Below are 17,098 nucleotides of genomic sequence, written 5' to 3'. Positions count from 1 at the left end.
CTCCCCTACTCTGCGATCTACCGAAAAGTTCGGGGACCACACCGGGGGACGTGGAGGGGACGACGATGAGTCGTATCGATTCGGACAGCATTTTCAAGTACACACACGCCACGAATAAGCGCGAGAGTGCCGATCCGCACGAATTGCTGGACAGCGGAATCGGTTTCGCCCAGTTGGGTTCGTCGGCGAAGGACATGACGCAGCTGATCGCGGAGCGCCTGTCCGCCGCAGACGAAACCGATCCGGCGTGTTCGGTGCACGATCGGGCGGCGACCATACTCGACGGCGCACTCGACACGGCTTTCGAGAACGGTTGGCAGCCCGCCGAACTGGTGCACGTGACGCGTCAGTGCGCCGGAGGCGACGGCACAGTGGTCATGGTCGAGGCCATCGGCGCACACGCGGAGCGAAGCTCGGCCGAACGCCTCGCTCCCGATTCCTGGCGCGATCAACTGTCCGAGCTGCACATCGACCACGCAGGGGGCACTACTGCCGAGCGCCTTCGGCGGTGGCGTTCGTACAACCGACGATCGTCGGCGCAGTCCTGGTACACCCTGTTGCTCGTACTCGGTTGCGCAACATGGTTGTTGCCCCTCGAAAAGCTCCTGCCTCCTCCAGCTCGTTGGACATCGCAGTCGGCGGCAACCGGCCCCGGACCAGCCACGGACACGAAGATGCTCGGCAGAATCCGGGGGCTGCTGGCCAAAGCCGAGTCGACGCAATTCCCCGCTGAGGCCGAGGCATTGTCGGCCAAGGCCCAGGACCTGATGACGCGCTATGCGATCGACAGCGCGCTTCTCGATTCGGAGCACCATCGCAGCCTGATCGACGATGTCGTCACCCGACGCATCATGGTGAGCAATCCGTACTCCAAAGCCAAGCTGCTTCTGCTGCACTGCGTATGTCACGCAAACGGTGCCAGGACACTGTGGAAGAAGAAGTACTTGCTGGCCACCGTGATGGGTCTCCCCGTCGATCTCGATCTGTGTGAACTTCTCTACACCTCGTTGCTGGTCCAGTCGGCCCGCGCACTCGACGAGGTGGCCGATTCGCCGGCAGCGAGGACCCGCAGTTTCCGTCACGCATTCTTGATCGCGTACGCCCACCGAGTCGGCGAACGATTGCACGAGGCGCGCAAGAGAGCTACTGCGGCTGCGACGCAGCAACACGGATCGGCTCTGGTGCCCATCATGGCGGAACGATCCGACGCCGTGGACCGTGCCTACGCTGCCCGGTACCCGTCGACGAAAACGATCACGTTCGGCAGCGGCAATGCGGAGGGATCGTATGCCGGCCGTGCCGCCGCCGAACGCGCGGACCTTACCGGTGGGCGCGAGCGGATCGACAAATCCGATCTGGCCTCGTGAGTGCGCGCTACATTGACTGCCATGACCGGTCTCGATACTCCCTTGACGCCCCTTCGCTTTCTCGAACGCGCAGCGGAGGTCCATCCCCACAAGACCGCCGTGGTGGACGGGCCGAGGACGTTCACCTACGAACAGTTCGCCGCCGACGTCACCCGGCTCGCGCACGCACTGCGCGCGTCGGGTGTCGGCCACGGAGATCGAGTGGCGTACATCGCGTCCAACTCTGCAGAGCTGTTGTTCGCGCACTACGCCGTTCCCTTGGCCGGTGCCGTTCTGGTCGCAATCAACACCAGACTGTCGCCCGCCGAGGTTCGCTACATCTGCGATCATTCGGGTTCGGTTCTGCTGGTGGGTGATTCGGACCTGCTGACCGGACTCGGAACCGATCCCATCGCCGATTCGGTTCGTGAGATCGTCGAGACTCCCTCGGTGGACGGCACTTACGGCGAGTTGCCGCACACCACGCGATACGACGCTTTCCTGGGTCGTGGCTCGGACGAACCGATGGAGTGGGAGGTCGACGACGAGACCTCCACCATCACGATCAACTACACCTCCGGCACCACCGGTCGGCCCAAGGGAGTGATGTACACCCATCGCGGTGCCTACCTCAATTCGCTCGGAGAACTGCACCACCAGGGATTCGGCATCGACACTCGCTATCTGTGGACGCTGCCGATGTTCCATTGCAACGGGTGGTGCACCACTTGGGCCGTCACTGCTGCGTCGGGCACGCACGTCTGCCTTCGCGGTGTCCGCGGCGATGCGATCTGGTCCGCCATCGACGACGGCGTCGACCACCTCGCCGGCGCGCCGACCGTACTGACCACTCTTGCCACTGCAGCGCAAGCACATTCACTCGACCGGCCCTTGACCATAGTCACAGCGGGCGCTCCCCCGAGCCCGACGATCATCGGCAAGATTCGTGCGCTGGGGGCAACGCTCGTGCACGTCTACGGACTCACCGAGACCTACGGTCCGTACTCGGTCTGCGAGCCGAAGCAGGAATGGCTCGAACTGGACGGTGACGAGCAAGCCCGACGGTTGGCTCGGCAGGGTGTCGGGATGCTCACCGCCGACCGGTTGCGCGTGGTCCGGGAGACGCCTGGCCCCGGCGGGGCACTGATCGACGTCGAACCCGACGGCGTGGAAATGGGCGAGATCGTCATGCGCGGCAACAACGTCATGAAGGGCTACTACGCCGACACCGCCGGCACCGGGCAGGCGTTCGCGGGCGGCTGGTTCCATTCGGGCGATCTCGGGGTGATGCATCCCGACGGCTATGTTCAGTTACTCGATCGCGCCAAGGACGTGGTCATTTCCGGCGGGGAGAACATCTCGACGATCGAGGTGGAACAGGCGCTCGCCAGCCACCCTGCCGTCGCCGACGTCGCGGTGATCGGGGTGCCGGACGACAAGTGGGGTGAGCGGCCCAAGGCCTTCGTGGTGTTGGCACCGGGCGCGGAAGTGTCGGAGGCGGACCTCGTAGCGCACGTCAAATCTGCCATCGCCTCCTACAAAGCCCCTCGTGCAGTCGAATTCATCGTCGAGCTACCGAAGACATCGACCGGCAAGATCAGGAAGAAGGAACTGCGCGACGCGGAGTGGGGCACGTCCGCTTCGAAGATCAACGGGTAGCCCACTCCGGTCACGCCATCTGCACACCGGCGATTTGGGTGACCCCGCCCGTGCCGTCGAAGGACAACTGCCGAAACGCCACCTTCTCGACGAAGAACCTGTCGTGGCTCACCAGAATCACCGCGCCGGGAAACGCCATCAGGGCACGCTCGAGCACCTGGGTGCTCGGCAGGTCGAGGTGGTTGGTGGGCTCGTCGAGCACGATCACGCCTGCGCCGAACAGCAGACACTGCGCCAACGCAACTCGTGCCTTCTGTCCACCGGACAGAACACCGATCTTCGATTTGAGATCCAGCTCGGAGAACTGCAGCAGTGTCAGAAAGCGATGGACTTCTTTCTTGGTCGCCGTCAGTGCGAGGCTGCCCGGCATCGCGTTGACCGAGTGCGACACCGTGTCGTCGAGATCCAGATCTGCGAGCACCTGGTTGTAGTAGATGAACGACGGTGCCTTGGTCTTCCATTTGATCTTGCCGCTGTCCGGTTGCTCGGCACCTACGAGGATGTCGACGAGGGTTGTCTTGCCACAGCCGTTCGGTCCGGTGATGGCGATACGGTCGCCTCGATGCACGGTGAACGAGATGTTCTCGAAGAGTCGTTGCTCGCCGTAGCTCTTGGAGATCCCCGTGATCTCCGCCAGGTTGTCGTGGACGTGCAGTCCGCCGTAGATCGCGGTGACCACCGTGTCGACCGGGCGCGGACTTTTGCTCTTCTTGATGTTCGCGAGCCGCCGCTTGAGCACCCCGCTGGGGTTCTTCACTGCTTCCTTGCGATCGCTGATCGCTTCCTGCTCGTAGGCCAGCAACTGCTGCTCGTTGCTGTACTCGCGCTCGAGATTCTTGAGTCGAAACTGCTTCTGCTGAACGTATTCCGAGTAGCTACCGTCGTAGGTCTGCAGGTGATGGTTCTCGATCTCGACGATGCCGGTGACGACCTGTTCGAGGAAGGCGCGGTCGTGCGAGACGACCAGAAGCGCTCCTCGGAAATCACGCAACCAGCGCTCGAGCCACGCGATCCCGGCCACGTCGAGGAAGTTGGTCGGCTCGTCGAGGAGTAGAACATCCGGCGCTTCGATGAGTATCTTCGCCAGCGCCGCTCGATTGCGCCAGCCACCGGACAACCGACCGACGGGCAATTCGCGCCGCTCGGTGTTGAATCCCAGCATCGACAGCACCGTGTCGATCTGCTGGTGATAGGTCCAGCCGCCGCTGTTCTCCATGGCGTCGAGTAGCTCGGCCTGGCGATCGACCAGCTTGTACATCTGCTTCTCGTCGAGGTCGCCCCCGAGTGCGGCTTCGACCTCGGCCAATTCGACCTCGATCGCGTGCACAGTGCCGAAGAGAGATTCGAGCTCGGTTTGGATGCTGCGATCGCCGTCGAGTTCGGAGAACTGCGAGAAGTACCCGATTCGCGCTCCCTCGGTGACGTCGACCGTTCCGGAATCGGGTGTCTCGCGCCCGAGAAGGAGCTGCAGCAGAGTGGTCTTGCCCGTGCCGTTGCGTCCGATCAGACCGATGCGATCGCCGTCCGCGAGGCGGAAGAACACCTCACGCAGCATCACCTTCTGGTCGTATCCCTTGGCAACATCGTTCAAGCGGATCCAGCTCAAGCGTTCACTTCTCCTGAAAACACGGGTCCGCTGAGTCGTCGAACCGGGCGCGCTCACTCTAACGTCGGCGTGTTTCGAATCGGATTTCGATCGAACGACGCATCGTTACAGTTTCGTTCTCATCGCCACCGAATCGCACTCTGTGGTGGCGATACGCGTCGGTCCGACAATTCAGACAGCGCTGTGTGCTGGTCGTTCACGCCGAATTCGGCAAATCACCGTGCTACGTTCAAGTTCGGACAAAGCAATCCCCACGCAGTACACAAGACTGCAACCGGTCCGGCCGAAGTGTTGCGCGTATCGCTCCCGGCACATCGGCGCAGGTCCGGTTTTCGCACAGTCAAGAACCGGAAGGCCCCACGCATGGCACACAGTGCGCTGAACACAGGCTCGACGAAGAAGATCATCACCACCCTCGCCGGTGCCGCACTCGTTGCAGGCAGCCTCGCAGGATGTACCTCCACCAACACCGACGACGGAGCCGATCGCCTGCAGTCACTGCGCGACGCCGGCACCATCACGGTCGGAGTTGCCGGTGAAGCGCCGTACAGCTTCGAGGAGAACGGTGAATTGACCGGCGCAACAATCGCTTTGCACCGCGAGATCTTCGGCAATCTCGGAATCGACACCGTCGAGGGTGTCAACGCCGACTTCGGCGCACTGATCCCGGGCCTGCAGGCCAATCGATTCGACGTCGTCAGCGCGGGAATGTCGATCCTTCCGCAACGCTGCGAACAGGCCGCGTTCGGCGACCCCGAGTTCAATTACACAACCGCTCTGATGGTCCCGACGGGCAATCCGGCAGGTCTGACCGACATGCAGTCCGTCGCAGACAGTGGCCTGCGGTTGGCCACGATGACCGGAGCGATCGAGTCCGATTATGCCGAGGCACTGGGCATTTCGAGTCAGCAAGTCGCCGCACCGCAGGACGGAATGGATGCCGTCACCTCCGGTCGTGCAGACGTGTTCGCCCTGACGGCCATCTCGCTGAACTGGATGAAGACCAACAACCCAGATGCTCCGGTGGATGTCACCGAGTCCTTCGTCGCCGAGATCGACGGCGAGCCGCAGGTGGGAGCCGGTGCGACCGTATTCCGCACCGACGATCAGGAGCTGCTGGACGCGTACAACGAGGAGCTCGCGAAGATCACCTCGAACACCGATGCGTACCTCGACATCGTCGGGGACTTCGGCTTCACCGCCGAGGAGCTACCGGATCCGAGCTTGACCACCGCCATGCTCTGCGAGGGCTGATCGCTGCTGCAGACTGATCGCCCGTGAACGAGAACATCGAGAACTTCCTGGATTCGTGGCCGCGAATCCAGGAAGGCATTCTCACGACCGTCTATCTGACCCTCGGCGGAGCCGCTCTCGCCTTCGCTCTGGCACTACTGCTGGGCCTGGCAGCGGGAAACCGGCACATGTACGTGCGCGCCCCCGCTCGCTTCGTCGTCGAATTCTTCCGGGGCACATCGTTGCTGGTTCAGCTGTTCTGGCTGTTCTATGTGTTGCCGCTGTTGGGTTTTCAACTCGATGCCATGTTCTGTGGGATCCTCGCGCTCGGTCTCAACTACGGTGCCTACGGTGCCGAGGTGGTGCGCGGTTCCATTGCGGCCGTCGCGAAGTCGCAGTGGGAAGCCGCTCTGGCGCTGAACTTCTCTCCGTGGCAACGGCTGCACCGCGTCGTGTTCCCACAGGCATGGGTGCAGATGATTCCACCGCTGACGAACCTGCTGATTCAGCTACTCAAGGGCAGTGCGCTCGCCAGTTTCGTTCTGCTGCAGGACCTCACGTACCAGATCACTCAGCTGCGACGCACCACCGGCGACACGCTCTTCGCCTTCGGAGTCGGACTTGTCATCTACTTCGTCATCGCCTACATCCTCACGCTGTTCATGAACCTGCTCGAGGTGCGGGCCAAAGGACGTCTCGGATCCGGGCCGTCGATGCGTGAAGTTCTGCGCCTGAAACCCGAACGCGCCGACCAGAATGTGGGGGTGGGTCGATGAGCGTCGACTGGAGCTGGGAACGGGCGTGGGACGCCCTGCCCTTCCTGCTCGAAGGCTTCAAGATCACGCTGCTGGCCACCGTGCTCGGATTCGTCCTCGCTGCGACTCTCGGTCTGGTGATCGCGGTGGTACGGCACTCGGGGCCGAAATTCGTCACCGTTCCACTTCGAATGATCAGCGAGTTCATCCGTCTGACACCGCTGATCGTGCAGCTGCTGTTCGCGTACTACCTGCTGCCACAGTTCTCTGCGCTGCAGATCGGTATCACCGTCCTCGGTATCCACTACTCGACCTACATGGCCGAGGTGTACCGCGCCGGCATCGACGCCGTCCCTCCGGGACAGTGGGAAGCCGCTCGCGCACTGTCCTTGCCGAGTACCCGGACGTGGCGCGCGGTGGTCCTGCCCCAGGCAGTGCGCAGCACAACGCCTGCGTTGGGCAACTACGCGATTTCGATGTTCAAGGACACGCCGTTCCTGTTCGCGATCACCGTCGTCGAGATGGTCACAGCGGCGCAGCAATACGGCGCGAGCACGTTCCAATACCTCGAGCCGATCACGTTGGCCGGCGTCATCTTCCTGTTGGCGAGCTACCCGACATCGATCCTCATCAGAAGACTGGAGAAGTCCCTTGCCTACTGACGATTCGGGCACCGTACCGATGATCAAGTTCGACAAGGTGGTCAAGCAGTTCGGCGATCATGTCGTTCTCGATCATCTCGACTTCCAGGTTCGCCGCGGCGAACGCGTCGCGTTGATCGGGCCCAGTGGCTCCGGTAAGACGACAATTCTGCGTTTGCTGATGACCATCGAGAAGGTCAACGACGGTGTCATCTGGATCGAGGACGAGCCGCTGACGCATCAGCGCAAGGGCGACAAGCTCGTCGTCGCATCGGAAAAACACCTTCGGAAGGTGCGTACCCGCATCGGCATGGTGTTCCAACAGTTCAACCTGTTTCCCAACATGACTGTGCTGCAGAACATCACCGAAGCTCCCGTTCACGTACTCGGCAAGAGCAAGGCCGAGGCCACCGAGCGTGCGCGCGAGCTTCTGCAGACGGTGGGGTTGGCGGACAAGGAGAATGCACATCCGACCAAGCTGTCCGGCGGACAGCAGCAGCGCGTGGCTATCGCCCGGGCGCTGGCCATGGACCCGGACATCCTGCTGCTCGACGAGGTGACCTCGGCGCTCGATCCCGAGCTCGTCGCCGACGTACTCGACGTGCTGCGCACCATCGCCGAGACCACCGACATCACGATGCTCATCGTCACCCACGAGATGGGATTCGCCCGCGACGTCGCAGACCGAGTCCTGGTGTTCGACGAGGGCAAGATCCTCGAGGAGGGACCGCCGGCGGACATCTTCAGCAACCCACAGCAGGAGCGAACGCAGCGATTCCTCAAAGCTGTTCTTGCAGAATGACGAACGTATGACCGCAGGCTGAGCCGACTCGGGCATGAGCACTCATCGGTCGGTGATGGTCGCGAGCGAATCGACGGGCGGCGATACCACCACGGGGTCGCGACCCGACCACAGATCCAGCACGGCTTTGGGACGCGCCAACAACTCTCGCGCATAGTTGCGCACCACCGCAAGGGTATTGCAGTCGATGCACTCCGCCGTGACTCCGTCGACGTCGAGGTCCATGTCATCACACAACGCCACTGCTCGCGACACATGCAGGGGTTGGCTGATGATCAGTCCCCGCTCGACGCCGAACGTCTCCTTCGCGCGAGCGCACGTGTCGTAGGTGTCGATGCCGTGATCGTCTCCGATGATCACGCTCGGGTCGATTCCGTGCTCGACGAGGTAGTCGGTCATCGCTTGGATCTCGTTGCCGGAGTTGCCGTCTGCGTCACCGGAGACCAAAATTGCCTTGATCTTGCCCGCCGCCATCAAGGCAATCGCGGTGTCGAGACGTCCGGAGAGAAACCGCATCGGCTTGCCGTCGCGCACCTGTGCACCGAGGACGATGGCCACCGGCGCGTCCGGCGCATCGTCGACGTCGTAGACCTTCCCCGCAGTCGCGTATGCCACCCAACCGGCCGATGCCAGAACGACGGCAACCAGGGCGGCGACCACCGCACAGATGGCACGAACGAGACGTCCGGCCAATCCTCGGGGCTTCGATTCGGTACTCATGATCTCGTTTCGTCGGCGGGAAGAAACCTCAAGCTAACCCACGACGACGGCGTCCGAGCGTCGCCGAGGCGCACCCATACCGATTCCACAGTGATCCCTCAGAGCCCGCCCCCTGCGTGATTGCGCAGTTCGGAGACGGAGTACCGTTCGGTCAGTGAATCCGCTGCTGACCTCTCGACGGTATGTCGACTTGCGTCTGCAAGCCAGCGCTACCTGTTGACGGTTCTCTAGACCGCAACCTCTGAAGTTCGGCCCATCGGCCGACCAATACTTCTGTCGTTCACCCCTGTCGACATCTCCCCTTTTCGAAAGGCATATCCATGTCTGCGCCCAGCGCTACCCGAACGCGCCGTGTCCCTACCTGGGCAACCGCGTTCGGTCCACAGATCGTTGCCGGTCTCATCCTCGGTGTCGTTCTCGGACTCGTCGCCCGCTCGATGCCCGACGCCGCCGACGGCAACGACAACTGGTTGGTCGGAACCCTGTCGACCATCGGTTCGAGCTACGTCAAACTTCTCACCGTCGCGGTGATCCCGCTGGTGTTCACGGCGATCGTCAGTTCCATCGCCAACCTGCGTGAGGTCACCAATGCTGCTCGTCTGGCGATCCAGACGCTGTGGTGGTTCGCCATAACAGCATTCATCGCCGTGATCATCGGCATCGTGATCGGCTTGGTCGCGCAGCCGGGCTCGCGTACCAGCGCGGGTGCCGAGTCGGCGGGCGATCCATCGAGTGTCGGGTCGTGGTGGTCGTTCCTCACCGGATTGGTGCCGAACAACTTCCTCGCACTCGGCGCGAAAACCACGGTCGCCGAGAGCGGTACCGCAACCACGTCGTTGAGCTTCAACATCCTGCAGTTGCTGGTCATCGCCGCAGCCATCGGAATTGCCGCTCTGAAAGTCGGCAAGAAGGCCGAGCCGTTCCTCGCGTTCAACGCCTCGTTGCTGGCCATCGTGCAGAAGGTGCTGTGGTGGATCATTCGCCTGGCACCGATCGGCACGGCGGCACTGATCGGCAACGCGGTGGCGACATACGGCTGGGACGCAATCGGTTCGCTCGGCGTGTTCACCGTGTCGATCTACATCGGCCTGGCCGTGGTCTTCTTCGTGGTGTACCCGGTGATCGTTCGCGCCCACGGCCTTTCGGTGCGCAACTTCTACTCGGGTGTCTGGCCTGCCACTCAGCTGGGCTTCGTGTCTCGCTCGTCGATCGGAACCCTTCCGCTCACCGAGCGCGTCACCGAACGCAACCTCGGAGTACCGCGCGAGTACGCGTCGTTCGCGGTGCCACTCGGAGCGACGACGAAGATGGATGGTTGCGCGGCAATCTATCCCGCGATCGCGGCCCTCTTCGTGGCTCAGTTCTACGGTATCGATCTCACCATCACCGATTACCTACTGATCATCGTGGTGTCCGTGATCGGTTCTGCAGCAACGGCAGGAACAACGGGTGCGACGGTCATGCTCACCCTTACGCTGTCGACACTCGGCTTGCCTCTGGCCGGAGTCGGCCTGCTGCTCGCGGTGGAGCCGATCGTCGACATGGGCCGCACCGCAGTCAACGTGACAGGTCAGGCATTGGTGCCGACCATCGTCGCCAAGCGTGAGGGAATCCTCGACCTCGAGCGCTACAACGCTCCGCGGAACGGCGACCCCTTCGTCGACGAGGAAGAGGAAGTGGAACTCGCTCGCTGACAAAGTAATTCGATTTGCGATTCCCGACGACCGAGCACCTGGGTCGTCGGGAATCGACGTCTAACGCGGTGGCGACAGCGCTTCGATGGTGGACGCGGTCTCGGCGTCCGTCGCCTCGACACTGGCGAAATAGTGTTGAAAGAACTCGCGCATCGTCTTGATGATCTCGATCTGCTGCTTGATCGCGAAGCGGGCGGAGCGTTCTTCGCCAACAGCCAGGCGATGGAACTTCGCCCCGAGCATCTGAGCTGAGGGCAAGTCGCCGAACGCTTCGGGCTTCGACAAGTTCGCGGTCATCTCGAGCATCCTCGACAGATCGCGCAGGTAGCTCTCGCATGCGTTGTCGCACTGCTGAGCGACCTCGGGTTCTACGTGGAGCTCACCTGCGGAGGCCCTTCCTCTCAGCGTCTGCCAGTAAGCAAGGTTGTCGACAAGCCCGAACGATTCGTCAGTCATTACGTCCACTCACTCACTTCGGCAGGTAACGCTCGAGGTCGGTTGCGTGCTTCTGGACCTCGGTGCAGGGATCACCCAAGGTGTCTTCCGAACCGATCGTGTCCAGAACGAAAATCATCAGATTTCCCCCTACGTCGAGCACGATGTCGCAGCCGGTTGGCGGATCTCCCTGGTAGTCGGCGTTGTACCTCACCGCTTCGCGTGAGCCGACCTGCACCGGCAATTGGCGTTGATTCTGAGGGCTACGCAAGTATTCGTCGATCGAGTTGATCGATGACATGACGGACAGGTAATACCAAGGGCTGATTCCGGAGGCGTCCCAGGTGCAGTTCTTCCAACCTGGGTAGGTAGTGAGACCTGCAAAATCCGGTCGTTCGGTGCTGACGTCCAACCCACTGGCCGTCACTGCAGCTTTGGGAATGGTGCAGGGATCGAATGGCTCCGGGCCGGCCACCACCGTCGTCGTCGTCGACACCATCGAGGAGTCCCCACTCGCGGCGGGTGTTCCCTGCGTCGAGTCCGCACACCCCGTCAGCACAAGCACCGAAGCACAGACCACAGCCAATCGGTGCCCACCCACTAGCCGCATTCGTTCAACCTCTCGCCACCGACGTCACTGAACGATTGGACGCGCCGCGAGGGCAATCGGTTCCCTATACAGTCTGCGAGGTTCTGATCTCCTGCGCACCCTCGGAAGCGAGGCTCCGGCGTTCCGCCGCCCACACCCACAGGGCCAGCGAGATGAGCGCGATCACTTCGGCGACGACAAGCACCCGCTCCACATAGCCGAGGGTGACCACTCGGTACCACGGGCGTGATCCGGTGGCACCGACGGCGAGCGCATAGAAGATCGGCAGCAGAGTCACGACCGAGAGCGCGCTGAGTCCCATCGTCACTCGCGCACGAACCGCCCACACCCCGTCTCGAATCCACGGGCGAGAGAACGCGAACACCGCAACGGGGATGCTCACGAACGCGACCGCCGCGCCGAGTCGATGGATCGTGCCCCCGACGCTGAGCGCCGCGTCGTTCGACCAATCCTGCTTCGGCACAGCGACAACTGCGACAAGTCCCACGGTCCACAACACGAGGCCGATCGACGCGGCGGAAGCGGGCCGAGCGAGGCGGTGACGGAGTGCGACGGCGAGCGTGAGAGCCGAACCGAATGCGAGCAGAACGACGCCGATCGAGAACACCCACTGCTGCGCGCCGAGACCGTATTCGCTGATCGTTCGGCGCAGATGGGAGGGCGTCTGCCATGCCGTGTAAAGATCGAGAACCAGCACCACGAGTGCGCCCAGAACGATCGACAGGGTGCCGATCAGGGCCGGTCGAATCGGCACGTCGCTCTCCTCTGGGACGGCACGGTCGGCTGCCCACACTTCATGGTGCCTGAACGATGGCCCTTGCTCTTAGACGTCCCCCGGACACCGGCCGTCAGAGTTACCAGCCTATTTCGTCGACGGGGCCAGCAGATGCTCGCGGAGGAAGCGCGTGGACAGCAACGACCAGTGCTTGGCGTTGCCCATCGCACAGTGGTCGTCGTCGGCAAAGAGCACCAGCTGCGCGTTCGGTGCAGCGACTGCGAGGTCGATCGAGTCGCGGGTACTGGCCAACGTGTCGCGGGCCCCGTTGATCACCAACAGTGGGATACCGATGTCTCGATAGAGTTGCCGCAGAGACAGTTTCGACACCTTGCGCAACAGGCCGGCAGTACTGGTGGCACCGAGTGTCCGGCTCAGCGTCGACAGCATCACCTCCGGCATCCCGATCGAATTGACGACACCGAAACTGCGGTGCGTGAGAGGCCCGTTGGACACCGCCGCCTTCAAACGAGGGTCCACCGCGGCCATGCGCGCAGCCCAGTAGCCGCCGAAACTGAAACCCATGATGCCGAGCCGCTCGGCGTCGATGCGCTCATCGCCAGCAAGAAAGTCGATCACCGAGCTGTACACGTTCTCGGCATCTACCGTCATGTGGTCGTTGTACGAATATGTGCCGGGCATCTCCATGACGAAGGTGGCGAGACCGGCCTCGCGCTGCGCCAGAAGAGGAAAGAGAGTCTCGGCGATGGTGCCTTCCAACCCGTTCGTGACCAGAACCGTGGGCATGTTCGTCGCACCGACCGGCAACGCGAGAACGCCGTGCACCCGGTCGGAGGTGCCGGGCAGGACGATGTCGAGCACTTCGACGTCGTACCCCATCGTCGGTGCCATGGCCTGCAACAACGTTTCCGACAAGCGCGACGAGCGCCGGTAGGCACGCTGACGTTGTGGACTTCCACCGGGCCACGCGGCGACGAAGTCGTACACCACTGCTTTGATCAAACCGTCCATCGCAACAGCCGCGTCGGCTGCCTCGGGATGTGCTGCGACGAACCGTGCCGGTGCCTCCGGATCCGCCACCGTGCCACGATCGGCAAGAATCGTCGCCGCTGGTGCCAGCGCCTCACCCAGAACCGTCAGCGCCGAGGGGTCGGGGGCGTCGAGCAAACGGGCACTGTCGGGCGCACCCAATCGAGACAAGGCCTGGTCTGCGCGCGCGAGGTACTGATCGGCGAATGTCGACCAATAGGGAGCCCACCGGTCATCGTCGAACGAACGGCATTCCGACAGTTGACGCCGAAACTCTGCATCCGGGATTCCGCCGAGATGCGTGAAGCGGTCGACGAACAGCCGCGGCAGAAACGGCGCGACACCTCGCCTGTGCGCGGCACTTTCGGTGCTGTGGGTCAGCGCCCTGACGCTCACCGTTAACCGTCGTCCCCAATCCATCAACGATGTCACCGGCTGCTCCCCCGCCTCTCAAAGCAGTAAGTTCTGCTTTAAGGCACGGTATGCGCCTCGATCACCTAATGCAAGGAACGCTGCAATAGCATTCACGAATGGATGACGACACCGAGCGCGTTGCACCACGCCGACGGCCCGGGGGGCGGGCGGCTCACGTCAGGGCCGCGGTACATCAGGCCGTACTGGACGCCGTGATCGAGGGCGGCGTCGACAAGATCGGCATACCCGACATCGCCCGCCGTGCCGGCGTGCAAGACAGCACTGTCTACCGACGGTGGGGCACTCGAGAGAATCTCGTGCTCGACGCGATGCTCGCCGCCAGCGAGGACACCCTCCCACGGCCCGATACCGGTTCGCTGCGTGGGGATCTGACGGCGCTTGCCTCTACTTTGAGCTCGTATCTGATTTCACCTCTTGGTCGTGGCCTGGTTCGAGCGCTCGCCTTCGTCACCGATTCTCCCGAGATCAAAGAAGCTCGAAACACGTTTTGGCACAAACGTTTCGAGGCGAACCAAGTAATGATCAGGCAGGCAATCGCACGCGGTGAGATTTCCGCCGACGCCGAAGCACATGCCCGAACCGCGATAGAACTACTCATCGCCCCCATCCACTTTCGCCACCTCCTCACCCGGCTGCCGTGTGACGCGGAATTCATCGACACCGTGGTCGCCGCAGCGATCGGATCACTACGGAGCACGACGACGACCGACGGCGAGCGCTCTTGACCGAATCCGAACCTCGGCATAACCTACAACCAAATGGTTGTAGATGAGATGAGTGACGCAGAGGTCGATCGCCTGTTCCAGGCGTTCGCAGACACGACGCGTCGCGACATCGTCGCGAAGGTCACTGTCGGTGAACGGTCCGTATCGGAGTTGGCGGCTCACTACGCCATGAGCTTTGCCGCTGTACAGAAGCACGTCGCGGTTCTCGAACGCGCCGCAGTAATCACGAAACACAAGCGCGGCAGGGAGCAGATCGTGCGAGTTCGATTGGACACCATCGCAAAAGCGCGAGCACTCCTCGACACCTACGAGGAGATCTGGCGACAACGCGTCGACCGGATCGACGACCTTCTTTCCCAGGACGAGAAAGGCTGAATCATGCCGTTCATCAGCTCGCACAAAGACCCCGAGAATCTGACCATGACCGTGATCGCGGAGTTCGACGCGAAAGTCGAACGCGTCTGGCAGATCTGGGAGGACCCGCGCCAGCTCGAACGGTGGTGGGGTCCGCCCACATGGCCTGCGACTTTCGTATCCCACGACTTCGTTCCGGGCGGCAAGGCGTCGTACTACATGTCCGGGCCCGACGGCGAAAAGGCCGCCGGCTGGTGGCTTTTCACCGAAATTTCTGCTCCGACCACACTGTCGTTCGACGACGGGTTCTCCGACGACTCCGGCAATCCGTCGTCGACACTGCCGGTCACCCACGCCGTCGCAACTTTGGAGGACGTAGACGGCAGAACGCGCATGACCATCCGCTCGCGATTCGACAGCGCGCAACAACTAGAGGAGCTTGTCGCTATGGGCATGGAAGAGGGTATGAGTCTCGCCCTCGGTCAGATCGACGCCATCGTCGCCGAGTGATCGTGCAGCGTCACGATGCGACCGTCACGCGATCAGCGCTCGACTGCTCCCCCACAGGCTGAAGCCGAGCAACAAGAAACCAGGCAGGACTGCACCGATCGTGTCGATCGAACTGTCGGCGGCACCCGCGGCGGCGAGAATCAGGGCGAGCACGCCGAGCACTGTCAACGCCGCGCCGAGGCCGGCAAAGAAACGTAGCTTCCACACCAGAGCGAGCGCGACGAAGTGCACGCCCACCACCGTCGAAATCCAGGCAACCGCAGCCTGCGGTGCATCGAGTGGACCGTTGATGATCGCGAGACCGCCGAAGATGGCAACCACCTCGACGGCGACCACAACCCAGTACCCGCGGCCGAAGCCGCCGCGGGCGCCGCCCTCCGGAGCGGGGGCCGGCGGCACTCGCCACACCGCAAGAAGCACGGCGACCAACGCCACCACTGCGACGACGCGCACCCCGATGGTCAGCGTCGTCGAAAACGTATCCGAATTGACGAAAACGAAGACCAGTCCGAAAACGGCTCCGATGATCGAGCCGATCTTTTCGGGAGCCATGCGTGCGCCGGATTCCATGCGGCCCACCGTCGCACAGTTTCACCGCCCGAACAACGGGTCGACAAGCTGCGACCTGCCCTGAGCCAGATTGACGCCGATTGATTGTGGTGAATGAAACTTCGGTCTCTGCTACGAATTTCCGTGCACGTGCGGCGGAAGCCGCTCTACTCCGGTACGGAACTGACGGTGAACGGCTCGACGGGCTCTCCCCCACGCTTGTCGAACTGACTGTTCACCACGAACAGCCGATCGTCCATGGCCGCAACGGTTGTCGGGTACGCGAACGATGGGTCCGTGATCTCGCCGGTGACCACGCCGGTTCGGCCGTCGTCGTCCAGATCGACCGTCGCGATGAGACCGTCGCGATTGCGAACGACGTACAAGGTGTCGTCGTCCATCTCGAGCCCGTCGCCGTTCGTCAGCGTCGCACCACCCAGGTCGACCTGACTGACCTCTTTCGAGGTCTTGTCGATGCGATACAGGTTTCCGGTACTGGACTGCACGACGATCAACGCCGATTCGTCGTCGTTCTCGACGATTCCGTTGGCGTTGAATCCCTCCCCGTACGTGAACGGAGTGCCGTCGAAACTCACGAACGTCTCCATCGGAGCGTCCTGCGTTCCGGCCGTCATCTGCTCGACGGGAATGCGGAACAACGCCGGGCTCCGCGAGTCCGTGACGTAGGCATCGCCGTTGTCGGCAATGGCGACATCGTTGAGGAATGTCGCGTCGGACCCGAGCCCGTTGATGAAGGTGGCAACCAAATCACCGGAATTCGCGTCGTACACCCACACCTTGCCGGTGGCCCCACCGGCGATCACCAAGTAGTCGGCGCGATCGTCGTCATCGGTCACGTCGATTCCTGCGGCCGCGGTGCGTCCGTCCGCGCCGCCCGGCAAGAAGACCGAGACATCCGGCGAGCCGACGGTCCCGCGGAACACTGCGCCGTCGGACGTGGACGTCACATAGAAGGTGTCGTCCGCGGCGGTGATGCCTTCGGGGAACACTGCGCTACCGGGCAGGTCGTAGACCGTTGCAGAGCCCGAACTCGGTGATGTCGACGCCGGCGCGGAGGAATCACTGCTAGTGGTCGGTGTCGGCTCCGCGGTATCCGAGGACCCGCAGGCGCTCAGCAACAATGTGGCGACGGCAACAGCAGGGGCTATATGAGAGACTCGGTTCACACGCCCGAGTGTTTCATATGTCTCATTTTCCGGGCATTTGTCCTGGTGAGGAGGTTTCCGGTCCGCCAGTTT

At 62.6% G+C, this 17,098-nt stretch carries 18 protein-coding genes; 10 read left to right on the top strand and 8 right to left on the bottom strand.

Annotation, left to right across the window (positions count from 1 at the left end):
* Positions 1 to 65: 65 nt before the first annotated feature.
* Together AABD04_RS08210 and AABD04_RS08205 are read left to right on the top strand one after the other, a co-directional pair.
* Positions 66 to 1,367 (top strand): DUF2786 domain-containing protein, encoded by a 1,302-nt coding sequence (locus AABD04_RS08210; protein WP_341440837.1) that lies wholly within the window; start codon positions 66 to 68, stop codon positions 1,365 to 1,367.
* Positions 1,368 to 1,388: 21 nt separating this feature from the next.
* On the top strand, positions 1,389 to 3,005 hold the full coding sequence (locus AABD04_RS08205; protein WP_341440836.1) for an AMP-binding protein: 1,617 nt from the start codon (positions 1,389 to 1,391) through the stop codon (positions 3,003 to 3,005).
* A gap of 10 nt (positions 3,006 to 3,015) precedes the next feature.
* Here the strand turns inward: AABD04_RS08205 and AABD04_RS08200 are convergent, their stop codons facing one another.
* On the bottom strand, positions 3,016 to 4,611 hold the full coding sequence (locus AABD04_RS08200) for an ABC-F family ATP-binding cassette domain-containing protein (protein ID WP_341440835.1): 1,596 nt from the start codon (positions 4,609 to 4,611) through the stop codon (positions 3,016 to 3,018).
* A 363-nt stretch (positions 4,612 to 4,974) separates the two neighbouring features.
* On the opposite strand from AABD04_RS08200, the gene ehuB reads away from it, so the two are divergent.
* Genes ehuB through ehuA form a run of 4 tightly spaced genes read left to right on the top strand, consistent with a single transcriptional unit; the run spans position 4,975 to position 8,042 of the window.
* Positions 4,975 to 5,865 (top strand): ectoine/hydroxyectoine ABC transporter substrate-binding protein EhuB, encoded by an 891-nt coding sequence (ehuB, locus tag AABD04_RS08195; protein ID WP_341440834.1) that lies wholly within the window; start codon positions 4,975 to 4,977, stop codon positions 5,863 to 5,865.
* Positions 5,866 to 5,888: 23 nt separating this feature from the next.
* Positions 5,889 to 6,620 (top strand): ectoine/hydroxyectoine ABC transporter permease subunit EhuC, encoded by a 732-nt coding sequence (gene ehuC, locus AABD04_RS08190; protein WP_341440833.1) that lies wholly within the window; start codon positions 5,889 to 5,891, stop codon positions 6,618 to 6,620.
* A complete protein-coding gene (gene ehuD, locus AABD04_RS08185) occupies positions 6,617 to 7,261 on the top strand; it encodes an ectoine/hydroxyectoine ABC transporter permease subunit EhuD (protein WP_243595373.1) in 645 nt (214 codons plus the stop codon). The genes ehuC and ehuD overlap by 4 nt, the downstream gene beginning before the upstream one ends.
* Before the next feature lie 19 nt (positions 7,262 to 7,280).
* Positions 7,281 to 8,042: an ectoine/hydroxyectoine ABC transporter ATP-binding protein EhuA gene (gene ehuA / locus AABD04_RS08180; RefSeq protein WP_243610208.1), complete on the top strand. Its 762-nt coding sequence runs from the start codon at positions 7,281 to 7,283 to the stop codon at positions 8,040 to 8,042.
* A gap of 42 nt (positions 8,043 to 8,084) precedes the next feature.
* Here ehuA and AABD04_RS08175 read toward each other — a convergent pair whose 3' ends face one another.
* Positions 8,085 to 8,762 carry a SanA/YdcF family protein gene (locus tag AABD04_RS08175; RefSeq protein WP_341440832.1) on the bottom strand — a complete coding sequence of 226 codons (678 nt, stop codon included), beginning with the start codon at positions 8,760 to 8,762 and terminating at the stop codon, positions 8,085 to 8,087.
* 320 nt (positions 8,763 to 9,082) lie between these two features.
* Between AABD04_RS08175 and AABD04_RS08170 the strand changes: the two genes are divergently transcribed.
* Positions 9,083 to 10,456, top strand: coding sequence for a dicarboxylate/amino acid:cation symporter (locus AABD04_RS08170; RefSeq protein ID WP_335742239.1), 1,374 nt, complete (start codon positions 9,083 to 9,085; stop codon positions 10,454 to 10,456).
* Between the two features lie 60 nt (positions 10,457 to 10,516).
* Here AABD04_RS08170 and AABD04_RS08165 read toward each other — a convergent pair whose 3' ends face one another.
* The 4 genes from AABD04_RS08165 to AABD04_RS08150 form a co-directional block, all read right to left on the bottom strand.
* Complete coding sequence (locus tag AABD04_RS08165; protein WP_341440831.1) at positions 10,517 to 10,753, bottom strand: hypothetical protein; 237 nt, start codon at positions 10,751 to 10,753, stop codon at positions 10,517 to 10,519.
* Between the two features lie 172 nt (positions 10,754 to 10,925).
* On the bottom strand, positions 10,926 to 11,501 hold the full coding sequence (locus tag AABD04_RS08160; protein WP_341440830.1) for a DUF3558 domain-containing protein: 576 nt from the start codon (positions 11,499 to 11,501) through the stop codon (positions 10,926 to 10,928).
* A 64-nt stretch (positions 11,502 to 11,565) separates the two neighbouring features.
* Entirely contained in the window at positions 11,566 to 12,255 is a 690-nt protein-coding gene (locus AABD04_RS08155) for a DUF998 domain-containing protein (RefSeq protein ID WP_341440829.1), read from the bottom strand.
* 108 nt (positions 12,256 to 12,363) lie between these two features.
* Positions 12,364 to 13,662, bottom strand: coding sequence for an alpha/beta hydrolase family protein (locus tag AABD04_RS08150; RefSeq protein WP_341440828.1), 1,299 nt, complete (start codon positions 13,660 to 13,662; stop codon positions 12,364 to 12,366).
* 134 nt (positions 13,663 to 13,796) lie between these two features.
* Between AABD04_RS08150 and AABD04_RS08145 the strand changes: the two genes are divergently transcribed.
* Genes AABD04_RS08145 through AABD04_RS08135 form a run of 3 tightly spaced genes read left to right on the top strand, consistent with a single transcriptional unit; the run spans position 13,797 to position 15,290 of the window.
* Entirely contained in the window at positions 13,797 to 14,426 is a 630-nt protein-coding gene (locus AABD04_RS08145; protein ID WP_341440827.1) for a TetR/AcrR family transcriptional regulator, read from the top strand.
* A 48-nt stretch (positions 14,427 to 14,474) separates the two neighbouring features.
* A complete protein-coding gene (locus AABD04_RS08140; RefSeq protein ID WP_341440826.1) occupies positions 14,475 to 14,801 on the top strand; it encodes an ArsR/SmtB family transcription factor in 327 nt (108 codons plus the stop codon).
* 3 nt (positions 14,802 to 14,804) lie between these two features.
* Positions 14,805 to 15,290 (top strand): SRPBCC family protein, encoded by a 486-nt coding sequence (locus AABD04_RS08135; RefSeq protein ID WP_341440825.1) that lies wholly within the window; start codon positions 14,805 to 14,807, stop codon positions 15,288 to 15,290.
* Between the two features lie 24 nt (positions 15,291 to 15,314).
* Here AABD04_RS08135 and AABD04_RS08130 read toward each other — a convergent pair whose 3' ends face one another.
* Entirely contained in the window at positions 15,315 to 15,860 is a 546-nt protein-coding gene (locus AABD04_RS08130) for a hypothetical protein (RefSeq protein WP_341440824.1), read from the bottom strand.
* A 146-nt stretch (positions 15,861 to 16,006) separates the two neighbouring features.
* Positions 16,007 to 17,026 carry an SMP-30/gluconolactonase/LRE family protein gene (locus AABD04_RS08125; RefSeq protein ID WP_341440823.1) on the bottom strand — a complete coding sequence of 340 codons (1,020 nt, stop codon included), beginning with the start codon at positions 17,024 to 17,026 and terminating at the stop codon, positions 16,007 to 16,009.
* Positions 17,027 to 17,098 lie beyond the last annotated feature (72 nt).

This window comes from Rhodococcoides navarretei (assembly GCF_038069675.1).
Classification (GTDB): Bacteria; Actinomycetota; Actinomycetes; order Mycobacteriales; family Mycobacteriaceae; genus Rhodococcoides; species Rhodococcoides navarretei.
Note: the sequence above shows the minus strand (reverse complement) of the source record. Positions and strands in the feature narration are given on the sequence as shown.